The 22,064-nt window shown below is 73.1% G+C and carries 16 protein-coding genes; 12 read left to right on the forward strand and 4 right to left on the reverse strand.

Annotated elements, in window-relative coordinates; genetic code table 11:
* Positions 1-176 precede the first annotated feature (176 nt).
* Positions 177-1,655 (forward strand): GTPase HflX, encoded by a 1,479-nt coding sequence (gene hflX, locus GBN72_RS30770; protein WP_151775258.1) that lies wholly within the window; start codon positions 177-179, stop codon positions 1,653-1,655.
* A 153-nt stretch (positions 1,656-1,808) separates the two neighbouring features.
* On the opposite strand, the gene GBN72_RS30775 is transcribed toward hflX, so the two are convergent.
* Positions 1,809-3,026 carry a trypsin-like serine peptidase gene (locus tag GBN72_RS30775; RefSeq protein WP_151775259.1) on the reverse strand — a complete coding sequence of 406 codons (1,218 nt, stop codon included), beginning with the start codon at positions 3,024-3,026 and terminating at the stop codon, positions 1,809-1,811.
* Between the two features lie 258 nt (positions 3,027-3,284).
* Here GBN72_RS30775 and GBN72_RS30780 point away from each other — a divergent pair, with 258 nt between their 5' ends.
* Entirely contained in the window at positions 3,285-4,427 is a 1,143-nt protein-coding gene (locus GBN72_RS30780; RefSeq protein ID WP_151775260.1) for an aminotransferase class III-fold pyridoxal phosphate-dependent enzyme, read from the forward strand.
* 592 nt (positions 4,428-5,019) lie between these two features.
* Here GBN72_RS30780 and GBN72_RS35675 read toward each other — a convergent pair.
* Positions 5,020-5,583, reverse strand: coding sequence for a hypothetical protein (locus GBN72_RS35675; protein ID WP_151775262.1), 564 nt, complete (start codon positions 5,581-5,583; stop codon positions 5,020-5,022).
* Between the two features lie 45 nt (positions 5,584-5,628).
* Here GBN72_RS35675 and GBN72_RS30795 point away from each other — a divergent pair, with 45 nt between their 5' ends.
* The 3 genes from GBN72_RS30795 to GBN72_RS30805 are packed head-to-tail and all read left to right on the forward strand — an operon-like array spanning position 5,629 to position 10,185.
* Complete coding sequence (locus tag GBN72_RS30795; protein WP_439959838.1) at positions 5,629-7,584, forward strand: IucA/IucC family protein; 1,956 nt, start codon at positions 5,629-5,631, stop codon at positions 7,582-7,584.
* Complete coding sequence (locus tag GBN72_RS30800; protein WP_151775396.1) at positions 7,476-8,198, forward strand: GNAT family N-acetyltransferase; 723 nt, start codon at positions 7,476-7,478, stop codon at positions 8,196-8,198. Before GBN72_RS30795 ends, GBN72_RS30800 begins: the two co-directional genes overlap by 109 nt.
* 13 nt (positions 8,199-8,211) lie before the next feature.
* Positions 8,212-10,185 carry an ATP-dependent DNA helicase gene (locus tag GBN72_RS30805; RefSeq protein ID WP_151775263.1) on the forward strand — a complete coding sequence of 658 codons (1,974 nt, stop codon included), beginning with the start codon at positions 8,212-8,214 and terminating at the stop codon, positions 10,183-10,185.
* Between the two features lie 362 nt (positions 10,186-10,547).
* Here GBN72_RS30805 and lexA read toward each other — a convergent pair whose 3' ends face one another.
* A complete protein-coding gene (lexA, locus tag GBN72_RS30810) occupies positions 10,548-11,351 on the reverse strand; it encodes a transcriptional repressor LexA (RefSeq protein ID WP_151775264.1) in 804 nt (267 codons plus the stop codon).
* 603 nt (positions 11,352-11,954) lie between these two features.
* On the opposite strand from lexA, the gene nrdR reads away from it, so the two are divergent.
* The 3 genes from nrdR (at position 11,955) to GBN72_RS30825 (ending at position 16,903) form a co-directional block, all read left to right on the forward strand.
* Positions 11,955-12,521, forward strand: coding sequence for a transcriptional regulator NrdR (gene nrdR, locus GBN72_RS30815; RefSeq protein WP_151775265.1), 567 nt, complete (start codon positions 11,955-11,957; stop codon positions 12,519-12,521).
* A 169-nt stretch (positions 12,522-12,690) separates the two neighbouring features.
* Positions 12,691-15,567 (forward strand): vitamin B12-dependent ribonucleotide reductase, encoded by a 2,877-nt coding sequence (locus tag GBN72_RS30820; protein WP_151775266.1) that lies wholly within the window; start codon positions 12,691-12,693, stop codon positions 15,565-15,567.
* Positions 15,568-15,739: 172 nt separating this feature from the next.
* The gene (locus GBN72_RS30825) at positions 15,740-16,903 is read left to right on the forward strand and encodes a hypothetical protein (protein WP_174887234.1); all 1,164 of its coding nucleotides are present in this window, start codon (positions 15,740-15,742) and stop codon (positions 16,901-16,903) included.
* Positions 16,904-16,969: 66 nt separating this feature from the next.
* Here the strand turns inward: GBN72_RS30825 and GBN72_RS30830 are convergent, their stop codons facing one another.
* The gene (locus GBN72_RS30830; RefSeq protein WP_151775267.1) at positions 16,970-17,509 is read right to left on the reverse strand and encodes a TerD family protein; all 540 of its coding nucleotides are present in this window, start codon (positions 17,507-17,509) and stop codon (positions 16,970-16,972) included.
* A 200-nt stretch (positions 17,510-17,709) separates the two neighbouring features.
* Here GBN72_RS30830 and GBN72_RS30835 point away from each other — a divergent pair, with 200 nt between their 5' ends.
* The 4 genes from GBN72_RS30835 (at position 17,710) to GBN72_RS30850 (ending at position 22,005) form a co-directional block, all read left to right on the forward strand.
* A complete protein-coding gene (locus GBN72_RS30835) occupies positions 17,710-18,333 on the forward strand; it encodes a YdbC family protein (protein ID WP_151775268.1) in 624 nt (207 codons plus the stop codon).
* Positions 18,334-18,474: 141 nt separating this feature from the next.
* Positions 18,475-19,179, forward strand: a complete 705-nt coding sequence (locus GBN72_RS30840; RefSeq protein ID WP_151775269.1) for a histidine phosphatase family protein — start codon at positions 18,475-18,477, stop codon at positions 19,177-19,179.
* Complete coding sequence (locus tag GBN72_RS30845; RefSeq protein WP_151775270.1) at positions 19,160-20,089, forward strand: ADP-ribosylglycohydrolase family protein; 930 nt, start codon at positions 19,160-19,162, stop codon at positions 20,087-20,089. The genes GBN72_RS30840 and GBN72_RS30845 overlap by 20 nt, the downstream gene beginning before the upstream one ends.
* 167 nt (positions 20,090-20,256) lie before the next feature.
* Positions 20,257-22,005: a DUF4153 domain-containing protein gene (locus GBN72_RS30850; RefSeq protein ID WP_151775271.1), complete on the forward strand. Its 1,749-nt coding sequence runs from the start codon at positions 20,257-20,259 to the stop codon at positions 22,003-22,005.
* The last annotated feature ends 59 nt before the right edge of the window (positions 22,006-22,064 follow it).

Below are 22,064 nucleotides of genomic sequence, written 5' to 3' on the forward strand. Positions count from 1 at the left end.
CCGCCGCGCGGGTGCACCGCCGCCCGCCGCGGCGCATAACCCGGTGACGGGGCGGCGGCGCCGTGGGACCATCGTGGGGTGCGGGCGGGTTGCCCGGGAATCTCCCGGGGCACCCGGACGTTGTGACCAGTGACGGACCGCACGGCCGTCACTCCACCCTTCGACGTAAGGACCCAATGACCTCCTCTTCATCCACTTCCCAGGACTCCCAGCGTTTCGCGCACGCCCTTCGGGCCGATGCCCTGATGGAAGAGGACGTCGCCTGGAGCCACGAGATCGACGGCGATCGGGACGGTGAGCAGTTCGACCGCTCCGAGCGTGCGGCCCTGCGACGCGTCGCGGGTCTGTCCACCGAGCTCGAGGACGTCACCGAGGTCGAGTACCGGCAGCTCCGCCTGGAGCGGGTCGTACTCGTCGGAGTGTGGACCTCGGGCACGGCGCGGGACGCCGACAATTCGCTGGCCGAGCTGGCCGCCCTCGCCGAGACGGCGGGCGCGCTGGTGCTGGACGGCGTGATCCAGCGGCGCGACAAGCCCGACGCCGCGACCTACATCGGTTCCGGCAAGGCCAACGAGCTGCGGGACATCGTCATCGAGTCGGGCGCGGACACCGTGATCTGCGACGGTGAGCTCAGCCCCGGACAGCTGATCCACCTCGAGGACGTCGTCAAGGTCAAGGTCATCGACCGGACCGCGCTGATCCTCGACATCTTCGCCCAGCACGCCAAGTCCCGCGAGGGCAAGGCGCAGGTCGCGCTGGCACAGATGCAGTACATGCTGCCGCGCCTGCGTGGCTGGGGTCAGTCGCTGTCCCGTCAGATGGGCGGCGGCAAGGGCGGTGGTCTCGCCACCCGTGGTCCCGGTGAGACCAAGATCGAGACGGACCGGCGCCGGATCCGCGAGAAGATGGCGAAGATGCGCCGGGAGATCGCGGAGATGAAGACCGGCCGTGACGTGAAGCGTCAGGAGCGGCGCCGCAACAAGGTGCCCTCGGTCGCCATCGCCGGTTACACCAACGCCGGAAAGTCGTCGCTGCTGAACCGCCTCACCGGCGCCGGCGTCCTGGTCGAGAACGCGCTGTTCGCGACCCTGGACCCGACCGTGCGCCGGGCCGAGACGCCCAGCGGGCGGGTGTACACGCTGGCCGACACCGTCGGCTTCGTGCGCCACCTGCCGCACCACCTGGTCGAGGCGTTCCGCTCCACCATGGAGGAGGTCGGTGACTCCGACCTGATCCTGCACGTGGTGGACGGCTCGCACCCGAACCCGGAGGAGCAACTGGCCGCGGTGCGCGAGGTGATCCGTGACGTCGGTGCCACCGGTGTGCCGGAGATCGTCGTGATCAACAAGGCGGACGCGGCCGACCCGCTGGAACTCCAGCGGCTCATGCGGGTCGAGAAGCGCTCCATCGCCGTCTCCGCCCGCACCGGGCAGGGCATGGACGAACTGCTGGCGCTGATCGACGCCGAGCTGCCGCGTCCGGCCGTCGAGGTCGAGGCGCTGATCCCGTACACCCACGGCAAGCTGGTGGCGCGGGCGCACACCGAGGGCGAGGTGATCTCCGAGGAGCACACCGCGGAGGGCACCCTGCTCAAGGTGCGGGTGCACGAGGAGCTGGCCTCGGACCTCGCTCCGTACACGCCGGCCACCGCGTAAGCCGTCAGCGGCCCCGGCCCACCCGGCCGGACGCGACGTTTCGGGCAACGACGAGGGCCCGCCCCCCGGCCGGGGGGCGGGCCCTCGTCGTGCGCGGGCAGGCGCCGGCTTCCGCCGACCACCGCCCGCTCACGGACTACCGTGCGCCTTGGACTACTGCGCGCTCACGGACTCGTAGAGCTTCTTCGCCTGCTCGTCGAGACGCGGTCCGGCCAGCCAGCCCGCGCTGATCGGGCCGATGGAGGTGTTGGACACCAGCGCCGGCTCGCCGTTCACCTCGGCGATCCAGCCACCGCCGGAGGAACCGGCCGTCATCGTGCAGCCGATGCGGTACATGGTCGGGTCACTCGCCACGACGGACAGGCGGCCCGGCTTGTCCTGGCACTGGAACATCCGCTCACCGTCGAACGGCTCCGCGGCCGGGTAGCCGGTCGCGGTGATGCTGTCGATGTCCGGCACCGCCGGGGCGTCGAACCCCACCGGCGTCGCGGCGCCGACCGTCTCCTCCAGCGACTTCCCGCCGCCGTTCTCCGGGGTCACCTTGAGCACGGCGTAGTCGAACGGAGCCCCGTTGCCGCCGGTCTGACCGCCCTGCGCGATCCACTGGTCGGAGGTCATCGCGACCTGGGCCCACCACAGGCCGTGCGGAGCGATCTTCTCGGGGGCGGCGCCGGCCAGCTCCTGCCCGCTCATGGCCTGGTCGTTGTAGGAGGGCACGAAGGCGATGTTGCGGTACCAGCCGCCCTCCTTACCGGCGTGCACGCAGTGGCCGGCCGTCCACACCAGGTTGGACTTCCCCGGGTTGGCCGGGTCCTCCACGACCGTCGCCGAGCAGACCATGGTGCCCTGCGGCCCGTCGAAGAAGAGCTTGCCCGCGGTCGGCGCCGAGTCGCCGTACGGGGCGGAGACCTCGGCGGCCTCCACCGGCGCGGGCGTCGGGTCGGTCACTCCCTGGTCGTCGGCGATGTCGCTCTCGTCGACCGTGCTCTCCGGCTCCTCGGCCTCCCGCATGCGGTCGGGGTTCCAGAGGTCCTCGATGATCGGGTTGATGAACTGGTCGGCCTCGCGCAGCCAGTCGTCCTTGTCCCAGTTCTTCCAGGCGCCGCCGCGCCACTCCTCGAGGTCGATCCCGTGTTCCTTGAGCTTGTCGGTCAGCTCCTGGGGGATCTTGATCTTGCCCTCGTCCGGGAGGGACACGGGCGGCTTGTCGGCGGCCTCTGTGTCCTCCGGACCGCAGGCTCCCGCGGTCAGGGCGAGGGCCGAGGCCAGGACCACGGCGGCGAAGGGGCGGAAGGCTCCGCGCCGCGTGCTCGCTGTCCGGCCCGTGGTGGTTTCCCGGCCGGTCGGGAACGGCGGGCGTATGGGTCGCATGTTCAGGACTCCCCCTGGCGTGTGCGCTTGGACATGGTGGGACCGGTCACCCACGGTGCCCGATCGGCCACCCCACCCTAGGGGGTGGCTGTGGGTGGTCGCCGACGGGCAGGCAACGGTTCCGTCACGAGGGGTGGCTTGAGGCGTCCACCAGGGGGTTCCGGCACACGTCCTCCCGCGCTGCTTCCCCGGAACTTCACTGTCACCCGTGTCCCCGACGGAGGGACGGCAGTTGTAGCGGTGAGGGGACGGCTGTCCATGCGCGGCCCCGATGTCGTGAGGCGGCGGGAGGACCAGAGGGTGGCCTTGACCGGGACGGTGCGCAGGCAACCGCTGCGGGAGTCGTCGGCGCGGACCTATGCGCGTGCCCTGCCGATCGTGCCGGTGCGCGCCCGGGGGATGACCGTCGAGGGCGCGGACGGCCGCCGCTACCTGGACTGCCTCTCCGGCGACGGGGCGCTCGCACTGGGACACAACCACCCCGTGGTGCTGGCGGCGGTGCGTGAGGTGCTGGACTCCGGCGCGCCCATCGGCGTCCTGGACCTGTCCACGCCGGTGGAGGAGCGGTTCCTCGCCGAACTGCTGGCCACGCTGCCGCCCGGGCTCGCGCGGTGCGCCCGGGTCAGGTTCTGCGGCCCCACGGTCGCCGACGCCCTCGCCCTGGCCGCCGGTCCGGCCGGGGGGGCCGGCGGGGTGGTCGTCGAGAGCGGGGTGGTCGTCGAGCCGGTGTCGGACGACCGGCTGAGGCGACTGCGGGAGAGCACGCGCGAGCGGGGCGTCCCGCTGGTCGTCGACGAGACGGTGACGGGGGTCGGGCGGACCGGCGCCTTCTGGGCCGTGGAGCACAGCGGTGTGACGCCCGACGTGATGGTGCTGGCCAAGGCGATCGGCGGCAGCCTGCCGCTGGCCGTGGTGGTGCACCGGGAGGACCTGGACCTCGCCCCGGCGGCGGGCCCGCCGGCCGACGTGCCGCGCGGCAACCAGCTCGCCATGGCGGCCGGTGCCGCGACCCTGGCCCATGTCCGCGAGCAGCGGCTCGCCGCCCGGGCGGGTGAGGTCGGCGCCCGCATGCTCCGCCGGCTGCGGTCGCTGGCCGCGGGCCACCGGTGCGTCGGTGAGGTCGGCGGGCGAGGGCTGATGCTGGGCCTCGCGTTCGTCGACCCGGCCTCCGCGCCCGCGCCCGAGGTGGCCGCTGCCGTGCCCGGTCTCCCCGTGCCCGGTCTCGCCGCGGCGGTGCGGCGGGAGTGCCTGCGGCGCGGACTGATCGTGGGCATCGGCGGACCGCACGCCGAAGTCGTGCGTCTGCTGCCGCCGTTGACCGTCACCGACGAGCAGGCGGACGCCGTGCTGGAGCGGCTGGCCGACGCGGTGGAAGCGGCGGCGGGCGCCGCCCGATCCTGAACGACACCCAGTGAGGCCCGAGTTGAACGTCACCCCCGAGTTGAACGTCACCACCGAGACCGAAGCACCCGTCCTCCGTGCCACGGGAGCCGCCGGCCCCTTGCCGCCCCTCGAGGCGGACGAGGCCGGCAACGATCCGCTGCCGCCCGGCGCGCGGGAGAGCGCGGACTCCCCGGAAGGGGGCGAGTCGCGGAGCGGTACGGCCACGGCCGCTGACACCGAGACCGCGCCTGCGCGGCGGAGCGATGGCGACGTGGCCGACGCCTGGGACGGCGGTGCGCAGGCCGGTCCGTCCGCCGCGGTGGTGGCGTGCGGGGTGGTGGTCGCCGCGGAGGGCGCGGCCGAGGCGGACCCGCCGGAGGCGTTGGCGTGCCCGGCGGCTTCGTCGTCGACCGGCACCGGCGCGGAGACGACGGGGACCACGCCTGGGACGGGGCCGGCGGGTGCCGGACCGGTGGGCGCCCCGGGGCTGCTGACCGGGCTTGCGGAGCTTCCGGCCGACGCGGCCGCGCCCGCTGTGGACGGGCGGGCGAGCGCGGTGGCGGACGCGGGGTCCTCGGCGGCGTCCCGGCGTGCGGAGGCCGGCGGGACGTCACCCTGCGAGAGCGAACTTCCGGACGCGGCGGTGACGGGGACCTCGTGGACGCCTGCCGGGGAGCACGATGGACCGGTGGCCGTCCCGGTGGCGGACGCGCGGGTTGCGGCCCGCCTGGTGGAAGTGGCCGAGCCTGCGGCGGTGGTGCGGCCCGGGGCCGGGGCGGACGGAGACGTGGTTGCCGGTGATGGGCGGCACTCCGGTGCGGTGGGGGTGGCCGAGTTCGGGCCGTTGGGGATGCCGACCTTGGTGCCGGATGCCGTTCCGGTGGTGGATGCGCGGGTTTCGGTTGCTCCGGTGGAAGTGGCCGAGCCCGTGGCGGTGGTGCGGCCCGAAACCGGGCCGGACGGATTCGTGATTGCCGGTGACCAGCAGCGGCACGCCGGTGCGGTGACGGTTGCCGAGTCCGGGTCCTTGGGGATGCCGACGTTCGTGCCGGATGCCGTTCCGGTGGTGGATGCGCGGGTTTCGGTTGCTCCGGTGGAAGTGGCCGAGCCCGTGGCGGTGGTGCGGCCCGGGGCCGGGGCGGACGGAGACGTGGTTGCCGGTGATGGGCGGCACTCCGGTGCGGTGGGGGTGGCCGAGCCGGGGCCGTCAGGGGCGGTGGTGCCCGTGCCGGTGGTGGTTCCGGTGGCGGACGAGGCCGCTTCCGTGACCCGGCGGCCGGGGCCGGTCCCGGACCTGGCGCCGGACCCGGTGGAGGGGCCGGACCCCCGTGCCGTGGCCGACGCCGCCACCGTGGAGAACCTGCTGCGCTGCTGGGTCCGGGAACGGCGACTGCCCGCGCCCCCGGCCGGACGCCCGCTGCGGATGCCGCTGCCCGCCACCGGCACCGAACTGGTGGTGCCGGTCCGCCACTGGTCGCCCACCGGGCTGCACCGCTTCGGTCCCGTCCGGCCGGGCGGCGCCGAGACGGCAGCCCCGGTCGACGCCGCGCTCCTGGCCGCTCTGCTGGCGCGGGAGACGGCGGAGGGGGCGGCAGCGGACGGAGAAGGCCGGGAGGGCGGAACCAACGCCGAACACGGGGCCGACAGCGCCCACGGGGCGGCCAACAGCGTGAACGGGACCGGCAGGGCGGACGCCGCAGGTACGAGGGTCCACGGCCCGGACCTGGTGGCACGGGTGGTCGACTCGGTCCGCAACACCGCCGTCTTCCTCGCGGACCGCGCCGCCCGCCGCGAACAGGACCCGGCGCCCGGCCGTGCCGACCTCTTCCTCACCGCCGAGCAGGCGCTCCTCCTCGGCCACCCCCTCCACCCGACGCCCAAGAGCCGAGAGGGTCTGACGGACGAGGAACTCGCACGCCACTCCCCGGAGACCCGCGGGGCCTTCCCCCTCCACTGGGTGGCCGTCGCCCCGGACGTGCTGGCCGCCGACTCGGCCTGGACCGAGCGCGGCAGGGTGGTCCCCGCCCCCGCCCTCACCGCACGGCTCCTCGGCCCCGCCCCCGACGCCCCCGCCGGCCACGCGCCGCTGCCCGTGCACCCCTGGCAGTGGCGGCGCCTGCGCGAGGACGACCGGGTGGCCGAGCTGCTCGACGCCGGCCGGCTGACCGATCTCGGCCCGCACGGCGCCCCGTGGAGCCCCACCTCCTCCGTCCGCACCCTCTACCGCACCGGCGCGCCCGCCATGCTCAAGCTCTCGCTGGGCCTGCGCATCACCAACTCCCGCCGGGAGAACCTGCGCAAGGAACTCCACCGCGGGGTGGAGGTCCACCGGCTGCTGCGCGGCGGCCTCGGCCGGCGCGTCCGCGCCGCGCACCCCGGCTTCGACATCGTCCGCGACCCCGCCTGGCTGGCCGTGGACGCCCCGGACGGCAGCCCCGTGCACGGGCTGGACGCGGTGATCCGGCACAACCCGTTCGGCCCGACCGACGACGTGTGCTGCGTCGCCTCGCTCTGCGCCCCCCGGCCCGCCTGCACCCGCCGCCCCGGCGAGCCCGTCTCCCGGCTGGCCGCCCTGGTCACCGCCCTCGCCGACCGCACCGGGCGGCCGCCGACCGCCGTCTGCGCCGAGTGGTTCCTGCGCTACCTGGAGTGCGTCGTGCGCCCCGTCCTCCGGCTGGACGGCGAGGCCGGCATCGCCCTGGAGGCCCACCAGCAGAACACCCTGCTCCTCCTCGACGCGGACGGCTGGCCCGTCGGCGGCCGTTACCGGGACAACCAGGGCTACTACTTCCGCGCGTCCCGCCGCGCCGGGCTGGAGGCCCTGCTGCCCGGGGTCGGCGACCGCAGCGACACCTTCGTGGACGACGACGTCACCGACGAACGGTTCGCCTACTACCTCGGTGTCAACAACGTGCTGGGCCTCATCGGGGCGTTCGGCTCTCAGGGACTCACCGACGAACGTCTGCTGCTCGCCGCGTTCCGCCGCTTCCTGGCCGATGCCGCCACGGGACCGGACGCCACCGGCTCCCCCCTGCCCGCCCGGCTGCTGGAGGAGCCCCTGCTGCGCTGCAAGGCCAACCTGCTCACCCGGCTGCGCGGCCTCGACGAACTGGTCGGCCCGGTCGACACCCAGTCCGTGTACGTCACCGTCGCCAACCCGGTGCACGCCCGGTGAGCGCCCCGTCGGGCACCCGCGCCCCGGCGCGCGCCCGGAGCGATCGCCTGGGCGACGTGGCGGGCTGGGGCCCCGTCGCGACCCCCGACGGCCCGTTCCTGCTGCTGCCGGTGCGGGACCGGGAACACCTCGGCCTGCTGCACCGCTGGATGAACGACCCCGTGGTGGCGGAGTACTGGGACCTCGCAGGACCGCCAGCGCGCACCGAGGAGCACCTGCGGGCGCAGACCGGGGGCGACGGCCGCAGCGTGCCCTGCCTCGGGCTGCTCGACGGCCGGCCGACGAGCTACTGGGAGATCTACCGCGCCGACCTCGACCCGCTCGCGGACCACTACGCCGCGCGCCCCCACGACACCGGCGTGCATCTGCTGATCGGCGAGGCCGCCGACCGGGGGCGGGGACTGGGCACCCTGCTGCTGGACGCCGTGGCCCGCCTGGTGCTCGACCGGCGTCCCGGCTGCCTGCGGCTGGTCGCCGAGCCCGACCTGCGCAACCACGCCTCCCTCGGCGCCTTCCGGAAGGCGGGATTCCGTCGGGCGGGCACCCTTGAGCTGCCCGGCAAGCGGGCCGCCCTGATGATCCGGGGGCGGGGTGTTGTCGGAGGGACGCACTAGGGTTGGTGGGGCTATGACGAAGCCCTCTCTTCCCGAACTCCTGCACGCCGCCGTCGGCGCCGTCGGCGGCACGGAGCGTCCCGGCCAGGTGGCCATGGCCGAAGCCGTCGCGGAGGCCATCGACGACGGCACCCACCTGCTGGTCCAGGCCGGCACCGGCACCGGTAAGTCGCTCGGCTACCTGGTGCCCAGCCTGGCGCACGGGGAGCGTGTGGTCATCGCCACCGCCACCCTGGCGCTGCAGCGGCAGCTCGTCGAACGCGACCTGCCGCGCACGGTGGACGCCCTGCACCCGCTGCTGCGCCGTCGGCCCGAGTACGCGATACTCAAGGGCCGCTCCAACTACCTCTGCCTGCACCGGCTGCACGAGGGAATGCCGCAGGACGAGGACGAGGGCCTCTTCGACCAGTTCGAGGCCGCCGCCCCCACCAGCAAGCTCGGCCAGGACCTGCTGCGCCTGCGCGACTGGGCCGACGAGACCGAGAACGGGGACCGGGACGACCTGACGCCGGGCGTCTCCGACCGGGCCTGGCAGCAGGTGTCGGTCTCCTCCCGCGAATGCCTGGGAGCCTCCAAGTGCGCCTACGGCGCGGAGTGCTTCGCGGAGGCGGCCCGTGAGCGGGCCAAGCTCGCCGAGGTGATCGTCACCAACCACGCGCTGCTGGCCATCGACGCCATCGAGGGCGCGCCGGTGGTTCCGCAGCACGAGGTGCTGATCGTCGACGAGGCCCACGAGCTGGTCTCCCGGGTCACCGGCGTCGCCACCGGCGAGCTGACCCCCGGCCAGGTCGGCCGTGCGGTGCGCCGCGCGGCCAAGCTGGTCGACGAGAAGTTCGCCGACCAGCTCCAGACCGCCTCGGAGGGCTTCGAGCGGGTGATGGAACTGGCGCTGCCCGGGCGCCTGGAGGAGATCCCCGAGGACCTGGCCTACGCGCTGACCGCGTTGCGGGACGCCTGCCGGTCGGTGATCTCCGCCCTCGGCAACACCCGCGACAAGTCCGTCCAGGACGAGGACGCGGTCCGCAAGCAGGCCCTGGCGTCGGTGGAGAACGTGCACGCCGTGGCCGAGCGGATCACCCACGGCAACGAGTGGGACGTGGTCTGGTACGAACGGCACGACCGCTTCGGCGCCTCGCTGAGGGTGGCGCCGCTGTCCGTGGCCGGGCTGATGCGCGAGAAGCTGTTCGCCGACCGCAGCGTGGTGCTGGCCTCCGCCACGCTCAAGCTGGGCGGCGACTTCAACGGCGTCGCCGGCTCGCTGGGGCTCGGCCCCGAGGGCCTGGAGGGCGACGACCTCCCGCAGTGGAAGGGCGTGGACGTCGGATCGCCGTTCGACTACCCGAAGCAGGGCATCCTCTACGTCGCCAAGCACCTCGCCCGGCCGGCCCGGGACGGGGACCGGGCGGACATGCTGGACGAGCTCACCGAGCTGATCCAGGCCGCCGGCGGGCGCACGCTCGGACTCTTCTCCTCGATGCGGGCCGCCCAGCTCGCCGCGGAGGAGCTGCGGGAACGGATCCCCGAGTTCCCCGTGCTGCTGCAGGGCGAGGAGACGCTCGGCGAACTGATCAAGAACTTCGCCGCCGACCCGAAGACCTGCCTGTTCGGCACGCTCTCGCTCTGGCAGGGCGTGGACGTGCCGGGTCCCAGCTGCCAGCTGGTCGTGATGGACAAGATCCCCTTCCCGCGGCCCGACGACCCGCTGATGAGCGCGCGGCAGAAGGCCGTGGAGGAAGGCGGCGGCAACGGCTTCATGGCGGTCGCCGCGACCCACGCGGCGCTGCTGATGGCCCAGGGAGCCGGACGGCTGGTCCGGGCCACGGGAGACCGCGGCGTGGTCGCGGTGCTCGACCAGCGCCTGGCCACGGCCCGCTACGGCAGCTTCCTCAAAGCCTCACTGCCCGACTTCTGGTACACGACCGACCGGAACCAGGTCCGCCGCTCGCTCGCCGCCATCGACGCAACCGCCCAGGCGGAGGGGAGCTGACCGCCGGGTGACCTGACCGGTCGCCGTCCGAGCGCCCGTCGGGAAGCGGCACGGCGATGCCCGATAGGGGCGGCGGCAGTGCGTCGCGATCGGTGGCTGAGGGATCGCACGCGGGCGAAAGCCTCGGTCGCCGCGTAGGAAGGCCCCGAGGCCAAGGCCACCGGGCCAAGGCCACCGGGCCAAGGTCACCGGGCCGAGACCTCCAGGCCAAGGTCACCGGGCCGAGACCTCCAGGCCAAGGCCACCGGGACGCGGCGGCGGCACGCCGGCACGGCAGGACCCGGCGGCGGACGCAGCAGGGCCCCGGAACCGGCGCAGGGGTTCCGGGGCCCGATCAAGCGCGGCCGGGAGGGCCGCTGGTCTCAGACGCGGCGCAGCACCGCCACCACCTTGCCCAGGATGGTGGCGTCGTCGCCCGGGATGGGCTCGTAGGCAGCGTTGTGCGGGAGCAGCCAGACGTGTCCGTCCTCGCGCTTGAAACGCTTCACGGTGGCCTCGCCGTCCAGCATGGCGGCGACGATGTCGCCGTTCTCCGCCACCGGCTGGCGGCGGACCGTGACCCAGTCGCCGTCACAGATCGCGGCCTCGATCATCGAATCGCCGACGACCTTGAGGACGAAGAGCTCGCCGTCACCGACCAGCTGCCGGGGGAGCGGGAAGACGTCCTCGACCGACTCCTCGGCGAGGATCGGCCCACCGGCGGCGATGCGGCCCACCAGCGGCACGTACGACGCGGCCGGCTTGCCCGCGGTGTCCGTGGGCTGCACAGGGGCGGCCTGGTCGGAGGCGCGGACCTCGTAGGCCCGCGGCCGGTGCGGGTCGCGGCGCAGGAAGCCCTTGCGCTCCAGCGCCATGAGCTGGTGCGCCACCGAGGAGGTGCTGGAGAGGCCCACGGCCTGCCCGATCTCCCGCATGGACGGCGGGTAGCCCCGGCGCTGCACCGAGTCGCGGATCACCTCGATGACCCGCCGCTGGCGGTCGGTGAGGCCCGAGCTGTCCGCCCGGATGCCGGGAGGTCGCCCAGGGAGGGAGCGCTTTGGCCCCTCTGGGTGCGTGGCTTCGTTCATCGCGGTGTTGATCCCGGCGTTCATCGCGTGTGGCGGCTCGAGACGCCCCTGGGAGCGGTCCTGGGCGGTGATGGTGGCGCTGTCTGCGGTGGTGGTCACGTCGGCCCCTCTCGATGGTCTCCCTGCTGCACAACGGTAGAGGCTTTCGAAAGGTTGCGCCAAACACACGTTCGAGTGAAAAATGCCGATCCACCTGGCACCTGCCTTGGTCCGGGTGTAAGGCCCCACACCACCCCGTCCCGGGACGAATGAGGGCATGGGGGTACGCTTCACCGGTCCGCGCGCGCCCGGGCCGTGCCCCAGTCTGCCATCCGGTGCCCCGTCGGACCGACCCCATGGCCCGCTTCGGCCCCGCATCCGCGCAGGAGGCCCGCGCCGCGTCCGCGCGGCGGTCACGGTACCTCCTCAACCGGGCGCCCGGCCGGGCGCCGCCGCGCCCGCGGGCGCGTGCGCGAGGCCGGCCCGTACGGCCCGGCCGCCGGGCGCCCGGGCCGGTTTCCGGCGACATGCGCGTCCGAAGTGCTGGTGCCGCCATTTCCCGCCCTGGCCCCACATCTAGTGGTTGGATGTGCGGCGTGACCCAGAAGTTGTGGTGGGTGTGGTCTTCGGGGCTCACGGCATCGCCTATGCTGGTGCTCGCTTCGAGGGGCCCACGGGGTCTGCGAGGCTGTTGAGTCTGCTTGTGAGGAGGGTTGGAACGCCATGCACTGCCCCTTCTGCAGGCACCCCGACAGCCGTGTCGTCGACAGCCGTACGACCGACGACGGCACGTCGATCCGCAGGCGGCGCCAGTGCCCGGAATGCACCCGGCGGTTCACGACCGTCGAGACGTGCTCACTGATGGTGATCAAGCGTTCCGGGGTCACGGAGCCGTTCAGCCGGACCAAGGTCATCAACGGCGTCCGCAAGGCCTGCCAGGGCCGGCCGGTGACCGAGGACGCGCTGGCGAAGCTGGGGCAGCGGGTCGAGGAGGCGCTGCGCGCCACCGGCAGCGCCGAGCTCACGACGCACGATGTGGGGCTGGCCATACTCGGCCCGCTCCAGGAGCTCGATCTGGTGGCCTATCTGCGCTTCGCGTCCGTCTACCGGGCGTTCGAGTCCCTGGAGGACTTCGAGGGCGCGATCGCGGAACTCAGGGAAGCGAGGCCGCGTCCCGCCCCCGACGAGGACGCGTCGGGCGAGGACGCTTCGGGCGAGCGCGCCCGGGAAGACGACCGCGGGCAGGTGGAGCAGGAGAAGGCTCCCGTGCCCGTGAGCACCGCCGACTGAACGGCGGACCGGCACCGGAGGCAGCGGCTCCGGAGGCCGGCCGGGCGGCGGTGGAGGAAAGACAGGTCGCGGAGGACGCAGCGAGGGCGTTCCGCGGCGAACAGGACAGATCCGTGCCACGGGAAGAACGCGGCACTTCAGGGCGTTTTGCCCGATACAGGGAGGCGGCATGACAGAGACGGCGAGCGGTCCGGCACGAGGTTCCCGAGCCAAGGGATCCAAGGCTGCTGCGGCCCGGCAGGGACTGCGCATCGAGCGCATCCACACCACCCCCGGCGTGCACCCGTACGACGAGGTGGCCTGGGAGCGCCGTGACGTCGTCATGACCAACTGGCGCGACGGCTCGATCAACTTCGAGCAGCGTGGCGTCGAGTTCCCCGACTTCTGGTCGGTGAACGCGGTCAACATCGTCACCAGCAAGTACTTCCGCGGCGCGGTCGGCACGCCGCAGCGGGAGACCGGCCTCCGGCAGCTGATCGACCGGATCGTGAAGACGTACCGCAAGGCCGGCGAGGACAACCAGTACTTCGCCTCGCCCGCGGACGCCGAGATCTTCGAGCACGAGCTGGCCTACGCGCTGCTGCACCAGATCTTCAGCTTCAACAGCCCCGTCTGGTTCAACGTCGGCACGCCGCAGCCGCAGCAGGTCTCCGCCTGCTTCATCCTCTCCGTCGACGACTCCATGGAGTCGATCCTGGAGTGGTACAAGGAAGAGGGCATGATCTTCAAGGGCGGTTCCGGCGCAGGCCTGAACCTGTCCCGCATCCGCTCCTCCAAGGAGCTCCTCTCCTCCGGCGGCAACGCCTCCGGCCCGGTCTCCTTCATGCGCGGCGCCGACGCCTCCGCGGGAACCATCAAGTCGGGCGGCGCCACCCGCCGCGCGGCCAAGATGGTCATCCTCGACGTCGACCACCCCGACGTGGAGAACTTCATCGAGACCAAGGTGAAGGAGGAGGAGAAGATCCGCGCCCTGCGCGACGCGGGCTTCGACATGGACCTGGGCGGCGACGACATCACGTCCGTCCAGTACCAGAACGCCAACAACTCGGTCCGTGTGAACGACGAGTTCATGAAGGCCGTGGAGTCCGGCGGCCAGTTCGGGCTGCGCGCCCGGATGACCGGCGAGGTCATCGAGGAGATCGACGCCAAGAGCCTCTTCCGCAAGATGGCGGAGGCCGCCTGGGCGTGCGCCGACCCGGGCATCCAGTACGACGACGTCATCAACCACTGGCACACGTGCCCGGAGTCCGGCCGGATCAACGGCTCGAACCCGTGCAGCGAGTACATGCACCTGGACAACACGTCCTGCAACCTCGCGTCGCTGAACCTGATGAAGTTCCTGAAGGACGACGGCAAGGGCAACCAGTCCTTCGACGTCGAGCGCTTCCAGAAGGTCGTCGAGCTGGTCATCACCGCGATGGACATCTCGATCTGCTTCGCGGACTTCCCCACCGAGAAGATCGGTGAGAACACCCGCGCCTTCCGTGAGCTGGGCATCGGCTACGCCAACCTCGGCGCCCTGCTGATGGCCACCGGTCACGCCTACGACTCGGACGGCGGCCGCGCCCTCGCCGGCTCCATCACCTCCCTGATGACCGGCACCGCCTACCGCCGCTCCGCCGAGCTGGCCGCCGTCGTCGGCCCGTACGACGGCTACGCCCGCAACGCCGAGCCGCACCAGCGCGTGATGAAGCAGCACTCCGACGCCAACGCCGTGGCCGTACGCATGGACGACCTGGACTCCCCGGTGTGGGCCGCCGCCACCGAGGCCTGGCAGGACGTCCTGCGCCTCGGCGCGCAGAACGGCTTCCGCAACTCCCAGGCGTCCGTCCTGGCCCCGACCGGCACCATCGGTCTGGCCATGAGCTGCGACACCACGGGCGTCGAGCCGGACCTGGCCCTGGTCAAGTTCAAGAAGCTCGTCGGCGGCGGTTCGATGCAGATCGTCAACGGCACCGTGCCGCAGGCCCTGCGCCGCCTGGGCTACCAGGAGGAGCAGATCGAGGCGGTCGTCGCCCACATCGCCGAGCACGGCAATGTGATCGACGCCCCGAGCCTCAAGCCGGAGCACTACGAGGTCTTCGACTGCGCCATGGGCGAGCGCGCCATCTCCCCGATGGGCCACGTCCGCATGATGGCCGCGATCCAGCCGTGGATCTCGGGCGCCATCTCCAAGACGGTCAACATGCCGGAGACGGCGACCGTCGAGGAGGTCGAGGAGATCTACTTCGAGGCGTGGAAGCTGGGCGTCAAGGCGCTCGCCATCTACCGCGACAACTGCAAGGTCGGCCAGCCCCTCTCCGCCAAGAAGAAGGAGGAGAAGAAGGCCGAGCCCGTCGCCGAGGCCCCGGCGAAGGTCGAGAAGGTCGTCGAGTACCGCCCGGTGCGCAAGCGCCTGCCGAAGGGACGGCCCGGGATCACCACCTCCTTCACCGTCGGCGGCGCCGAGGGCTACATGACCGCCAACTCCTACCCGGACGACGGTCTCGGTGAGGTCTTCCTGAAGATGTCGAAGCAGGGCTCGACCCTCGCCGGCATGATGGACGCTTTCTCGATCGCCGTCTCGGTGGGCCTGCAGTACGGCGTGCCGCTGGAGACCTACGTCTCGAAGTTCACCAACATGCGCTTCGAGCCGGCCGGCATGACGGACGACCCGGACGTGCGGATGGCGCAGTCGATCGTCGACTACATCTTCCGCCGCCTGGCGCTGGACTTCCTGCCCTTCGAGACGCGGTCCGCGCTCGGCATCCACACCGCCGAGGAGCGCCAGCGCCACCTGGAGACCGGTTCCTACGAGCCGATCTTCGAGGAGGACGACCTGGACACCGAGACCCTCGCCCAGTCGGCGCCCGTGGTGACGCCGAAGGCCGAGGCCCCGGCCGCCAAGCCGGCGCCGCGTGAGTCGCACACCAACGCGGAGCTGGTCGAGATGCAGCTGGGCATCCAGGCCGACGCCCCGCTGTGCTTCTCCTGCGGCACCAAGATGCAGCGCGCCGGTTCCTGCTACGTCTGCGAGGGCTGCGGCTCCACCAGCGGCTGCAGCTGACGGCGGGCGAGGTCGCGTGACCGCGACGGGTGACGCGATCCGCTGAGCACACCGACGGCGGGAGGAGCGAAAGCTCCTCCCGCCGTCGCGTGTGTCACCCAGGCTTGCCACCGGGGTGAGGCGCTGGCAGGCTCATCGACATGATCGAGAGAATCGAGTCCTCCCTCCGCCGGTGAGCGAGGCGACCGGGACTGAGCTTCCCGGATCCAGGACCCCGCTGTTCGACCACGCCCTCCGGCTGCACCGGCTGACCCCCGACGCCCCGCTGTCGCGTGCCGGCGAGCCCTTCCCGGACGACGAGGACCGTCGCCGACGGCCACGGCCGGAGCACCCGCCCAGGCGTGAGCTGATCGGCGTCGGTGTCGCTGCCGTCCTCGACGAGCACTTCACCCGCCCTCAGGCGCCGCCCGAGCGTCTGGCGGGCCGCTTCCGTGACGTGCACGTGCCCATCCATCCCGTCCCGTGCGTCGGTGAGGCCGCGCTGCGCGCACCGGCGCGGGCACGGGAGGCCGGGCGCCGGCTCGTCAGGCGCGGCACCGACATGGACGACGTGATCGTCGGCACCGCGCTGCTCGCCGCGGTGGGCACCGCCGACGACATCCCGTACCTCCAGACCGTCGGCCTGCTCTCCGACACGTTCGCCCCGCTCACCGCGCACGCCCTGGAGCGGCTGCCGGGCGGCGCCGAGGCGCTGCTCTGGCTGGCCGACCGCGTGGCGGGCTGGGGGCGGGTGTACGTGGTCGAGGCGCTCTGCCGGCTGGTCGACGGCCGCCCGGACGTCCGGCGGTGGCTGCTGCGGGCAGCGGTCGACGGCGACTTCCTCAACGGGTACTTCGCCGGGAAGGTCGCCCGGGCCGCCGGTCTGCGGGAAGCTCTCGCCGGAGCGGACGTGGACCCCGAGATCGTGGAGCATGCCGGCAGGCTCCTGCACGTGCTCATGTGGAGCCAAGGCATGGGCATGACCCTCAGCACCTGTCCGGACGCCGAGGCGCTGCTCGCGGCACATCTGCGTCACCTCGACCGGCTCGGGCCCTCTCCCGACCGCTACCACCTCGCCGCCGTCCTCGTGAGAGACCTCGGCGAGGGCGGGGACCTGGGCTCGATCGCCCCGGTCCGCCGGTGGCAGGTCCACCGGGACGGCTACCTGGCGCTTCTAGACCGGGAGGATTGGTGCGGGACGGCGCGGAACGCCCTGGCGGCGGGTGACGCTTCGATGATCCGGCTCGCCGGGACGATGGTCGGACCGGCGTCCGGAACGATGTCCGGTACGGGACTGCGGGCGTTCGACGACGGGCCGGCCCCGTCCGGCGAGGCCCAGGCGCCGTGCGGCTCGTAGGACCCCGTGCCGCCTCCACGCCCCTGGCGGCGCCCGCCAGGGGCGTGGAGGCGTCGGGGCGGGTCGTCAGCCGCCGCTCACGGCGCCCATGGCCTGGGGGAAGCGCTCCGCGTCGTCGAAGCCGCGGACCGCCGGACGGTACTGCCAGCGACCGCCCTCCCGGACGAACTCGGCCAGCGTGGCGGCCTGCGCGCCGGAGACGGCCGCGAAGTCGTCCTCGGCCAGCGCCAGGTGCCCCTCGGCCACCCGGTACCGGGCGTGGGGGACCTCGGAGAAGGCGCGCTCCACGGTGCCCTGCTGGATGACCGCACCGACCACGACGCGGCCGAACCGCTCCGCGAGACGGCCGAGTTCCAGCGTCATCACCTCGTCCCAGCCGAATCCCTTGCCGTCCCGGCTGTCCCGGTGGAGGGTGATCGTGCCGTCCGGCGAGCGGCTGTCGAAGTGCACCACGTACACGGGCGCGCCGTGCGGGTCGTCGTGCCGGTAGGCCGCCGCCACCAGGTCGAGGTCGATGGCCGGTTGCCCCATCGGGCTGGGATCCCACTTCAGTGACACCTCGACCTTGGCGATCCCCTTGCCGATGCCGGAAGCGCTGCCGGACATGCTCTCCCCTTCCCTGGGTCTGGGTCCCTGAGGCCTTCCGACGCTCCTGGCGGAACGGCGAGTTGCCCACTTCCCTGGTCCAACAGGACCGCGCAGAAAGCCGGTTGTCCATCCTGCCACGCGTGTGCGAGTCATCACCGGGAAGTGCGCCGGTAGTTCGCGCCCTCCAGTGGCGCGTCCCGTGGCCTTACGATGGCGCGGTGCTGGTCAAGTGGATTCGCTGCACGGTGACGGACCCCCGAGGGTTCGAACAGGGGCAGCGGAAATGGGCGGGTCTGCGCGGCGAGTCCGGCTTCCAGGGGCAGGGTGGAGGCTGGAGCCGCATGCGGCCGGGCGTCGTGCACCTCTTCTCCTTCTGGGAGAGCCGGGTGCTCTACGACTCGTTCATGGCGCTCTCCCACGACCGGCTGGCCACCGCACAGGCCGGCACCTACCGGGACACCCGGGTCCGGCTCTTCACCCACCGGTTCGACGTGAAGACCGGCTTCCAGCCGCGGTTCGCCGAGGCGGACCGGGTCCGCGTGGCCCACTGCCGGGTGCGGGAGGAGCGTGCCGAGCACTTCGCGCTGATGCAGGAGAAGGTGTGGAACCCGGCCATGGCCGGTTCGCCGGGCATGGTGCGGGGGATCTTCGCCGAGGCTCCGGGGCCCGAGTTCCTGATCCTCTCCATGTGGCAGTCGGCGGCCGAGCGCGCCAAGTACCGCACCGAGCGCATCGAGCGGCTCTCACTGCGAGCCCAGTTGGAGGCGGACGTCGCGGATCTCGACGGCGACATAGTCGATCTGGAGCCCGGCTGGACCGTCGTCCCCGCCGCCCGCCCCTGACGTGGCCGGGGCGACCGTGGGGCGACGCGGCGCGAGCGGGGGGTGACGGTCCGCGACAAGGGACCCGACCCGGGGGGACCCGTGGGCGACATGACCAGCGCACGACAGGAATGTGTCACGTTCCCGATCTAGGGTTCCGGTATGGCCCGACCACGCCGCATCGTCCTCGTCCGGCACGGCGAGTCCGAGGGGAACGCCGACGACTCCATCTACGAGCGCACCCCGGACCACGCCCTCCCCCTCACGGCCCAGGGCTGGAGGCAGGCCGAGGAGACCGGACGCAGACTCCGTGAGCTGTTCGGGCAGGAGCGGGTGAGCGTCTACGTGTCGCCCTACCGCCGCACCCACGAGACCTTCCAGGCGTTCGGCCTCGATCCCGCGCGGGTGCGGATCCGGGAAGAACCCCGGCTGCGTGAGCAGGACTGGGGGAACTGGCAGGACCGGGCGGACGTGGCGCGCCAGAAGGCCAACCGCGACGCCTACGGCCACTTCTTCTACCGCTTCGCCCAGGGCGAGTCGGGCGCCGACGTCTACGACCGGGTCGGCGGCTTCCTGGAAAGCCTGTTCCGCAGCTTCGAGGACGCCAACCACCCGCCGAACGTCCTGCTGGTCACCCACGGCCTGGCGATGCGGCTGTTCTGCATGCGCTGGTTCCACTGGACCGTCGACGAGTTCGAGTCGCTCTCCAACCCGGGGAACGGCGAGACACGCATGCTCGTTCTCGGGGAGAACGGCAAGTACGCCCTGGACCGGCCCTTCGACCGCTGGCGCGAGCCGGTACCGGAAGGCACTGGTCGGCAGCAGGGCCGATCGGCAGGATGGCAGCGTGACCACCACCACCCATGACCCCTCTCCCGCACCGGGGGCACGCCTGGACCGTGCCCTCGCCTCCCTGGCCGGCCTCGCCGTCGGCGACGCCCTCGGCTCCCAGTTCTTCGTCCCCGCCAACGGTCCGCTGCTGCACGGCGGCGAACTCCCGCCCGGCCGGTGGGGCTGGACCGACGACACCGAGATGGCCTGCTCGGTGGTGGCCGTCCTCGCCGCGCACGACGCCGTCGACCAGGACGAGCTGGCCACGGCCTTCGCACGCCACCACGACTTCGACCGCGGCTACGGTCCGGCCGTCAACCGGATGCTGCGCCTGGTCCGTGAGGGCGGTGACTGGCGCGAGCTGTCCGGCGCCCTCTTCGACGGCCAGGGTTCCTGGGGCAACGGCGCGGCCATGCGGGTCGCCCCGCTGGGCGCCTGGTTCGCCGACGACCCCGAGCGCGCGGTCCGCGAGGCCACCCTCTCCGCGGTGATCACCCACCGCCATCCCGAAGGCGTGGCAGGAGCGCAGGCCGTCGCGGCGGCCGCCGCGCTGTCGGCCCGGTCCTCCGGCGCGTACCGCCCGGAGGAACTGATCGACGGGGTCCTGGCGCTGCTGCCGGCCCGGAGCATGGTCGCCCTCGGTCTGGAGCGGGTGCGCACGCTGCTCGACTACGAGGACCCCGCCACCGTCGCCGCGGTCGTCGGCTGCGGCCGCCGCAGCACCGCCCAGGACACCGTGCCCTTCGCGCTCTGGTCGGCAGCGCGGGCGGCGGGCGACTTCCGCGGGGCCTTCTGGACGACCGCGCGGGCCGGCGGTGACGTGGACACCACCTGCGCCGTGGTCGGCGGCGTCGTCGCGGCGGCCGGCACCGCCGGGGCTCCGCCCGCCGAGTGGCGGGAGCGGACCGAGGCGGTGCCGGAGTGGGTGCCGGCGCCGGTGGGCTGACGTTCCGCGGCGCGCCGCGGCGGCCGGAGGCGCCCCCGTGCGGCCTGCCGCTGCCCCGATCCGCCCCCTGTTGTGTCACAGACATGCCACAGGGTTGCCACAGGATCCTCCGCCCGGAGGCAGCCCGGCGAGGCGCGGCTAGCCTGAGCGCCCGGCGCCTGTCGATCATGCGGCGTCCACGACGACGACACACCGCACCGAGACCCCCGCCCACGCCGCACCGGCGTGCCTCCGCCGGGGTCGCCGGGCTTCGCCCGCGATGCGGTGGGGGAGGGGTCGAGTTGTCCGACATACCGGTGCAGGGGGAGCCCGAGGACGGGCCGGACGGCGGTGGGCCGGACACCTCCGGCGCCAAGGAGAGGCGGCAGCCGCCGGCCGCCGCGTGGCCACCGCCACCGCCCGGATCCGTGCCGCGTCCGCCGACGCCCCCGGCGCCCGGCTGGTTCGACAAGGTGAAGGGCGCAGCCCCGGCCGCCGTCGGCACGGTCACGCTCTGGGCCGCCCTGGCGGCGGGTCTGGTCGCCTGCCTGGTGCTCGCCGACGGCCTCGGGATCAATCTGCTGCTGGCGGCCGTACCCGCGGCGGTGGCCGCCTGGGGGGCCGCCCGCCGCGCGGAGCGAGAGGTACGGCCCTGGACGGTGGTCTGGGCCGTGGCCGGGCTCGCCCTGCTGACGGTGCCCGCGCTGCGGGACGCCGGCTGGCCGGTGTTCCTCGCCGTCGCCGGGGCCTTCGCGCTGGGCGCGCTCGCCCTCAACGGCGGGCGATCCTGGACAGCCGTGCTGCTCGCCCCGCTCGGGCTGTGCGCGGCGGCCGTCAACGGCGTCGCGTGGGGCTTCAGGGGCGTCAAGGCGCGGGCCGCCGGCACGTCGGGCAGGCTGGGGCCGGTGCTCCGCGGAACCGGCGTGGCAGTGGTCCTGCTCGTCGTCTTCGGCGCACTGTTCGCCGGGGCCGACGCGGCCTTCGCGGACCTGCTCGGCAACCTGGTCCCCGACCTGGAAGGGCCGGCCGACGGGCCGCTGCGGCTGGTGACCTTCGCGCTCGGCCTGGTGGGAGCGCTGGCCGCCGCCCGGACCGCCGCCGCGCCCATCCCGTGGGACCGCACCCGGATCCCCGAGGGGCGCCCGCGCGGCCGCACCGAGTGGGCGCTGCCGCTGGTCGTCCTCACCGCGCTGTTCGCGGCGTTCAACGCGGTGCAGCTGGCGGTGCTGTTCGGTGGCTACGACGCGGTGCTGGAGAAGACCGGGCTCACCTACTCCGAGTACGCACGGCAGGGTTTCTGGCAGCTGCTGGTCGTCACGCTGCTGTTCCTGGTCGTGGTGGTCGTCGCCGCCCGCACCGCCCCGAGGTCGGGCCCACGTGACCGCGTCCTCGTGCGGAGCGTCCTCGGGGTGCTGTGCGTGCTGGCGCTCGTCGTCGTGGCGTCCGCGGTGCGGCGCATGGACATGTACGTCGACGCCTACGGGCTGACCCGGCTGCGCATCTCGGTGTTCGCCATGGAGTTCTGGCTGGGCCTGGTCATCGTGCTGGTCATGGCGGCGGGAGTGTGGGGCGCCCGGTGGCTGCCCCGTGCGGTCGCCGCCTCCGCGGCCGCCGGCGTGCTGGCGTTCGGCCTGATGTCCCCCGACGCGATGATCGCCGAACACAACGTCCAGCGGTACACGGCCGACGGCAAGCTGGACCAGACCTACCTGGAGGGCCTGTCCGTCGACGCGGTCCCGGCCCTCGACCGCCTGGAGGAGCCGCTGCGGAGCTGTCTGCTGGCCGAGTTCACCGACGAGCTGGACGACGGCACCCCCTGGTACGCCACCAGCTGGAGTGAGCGCGAGGCCCGCGGCATTCTCGCCGAGCGGCCCGTGGAACTCGATTCCGCGGCCTGCCGGACCGGTGACCGCTGGGAGGACGACTACTACGAGTGAGCCCTCACGGGTGATGCGCGGTCCGGGGTCGCACGCAGACGGAGCCGGGCGGAGCGGGG

The organism is Streptomyces abyssomicinicus, from assembly GCF_008974245.1.
Classification (GTDB): domain Bacteria; phylum Actinomycetota; class Actinomycetes; order Streptomycetales; family Streptomycetaceae; genus Streptomyces; species Streptomyces abyssomicinicus.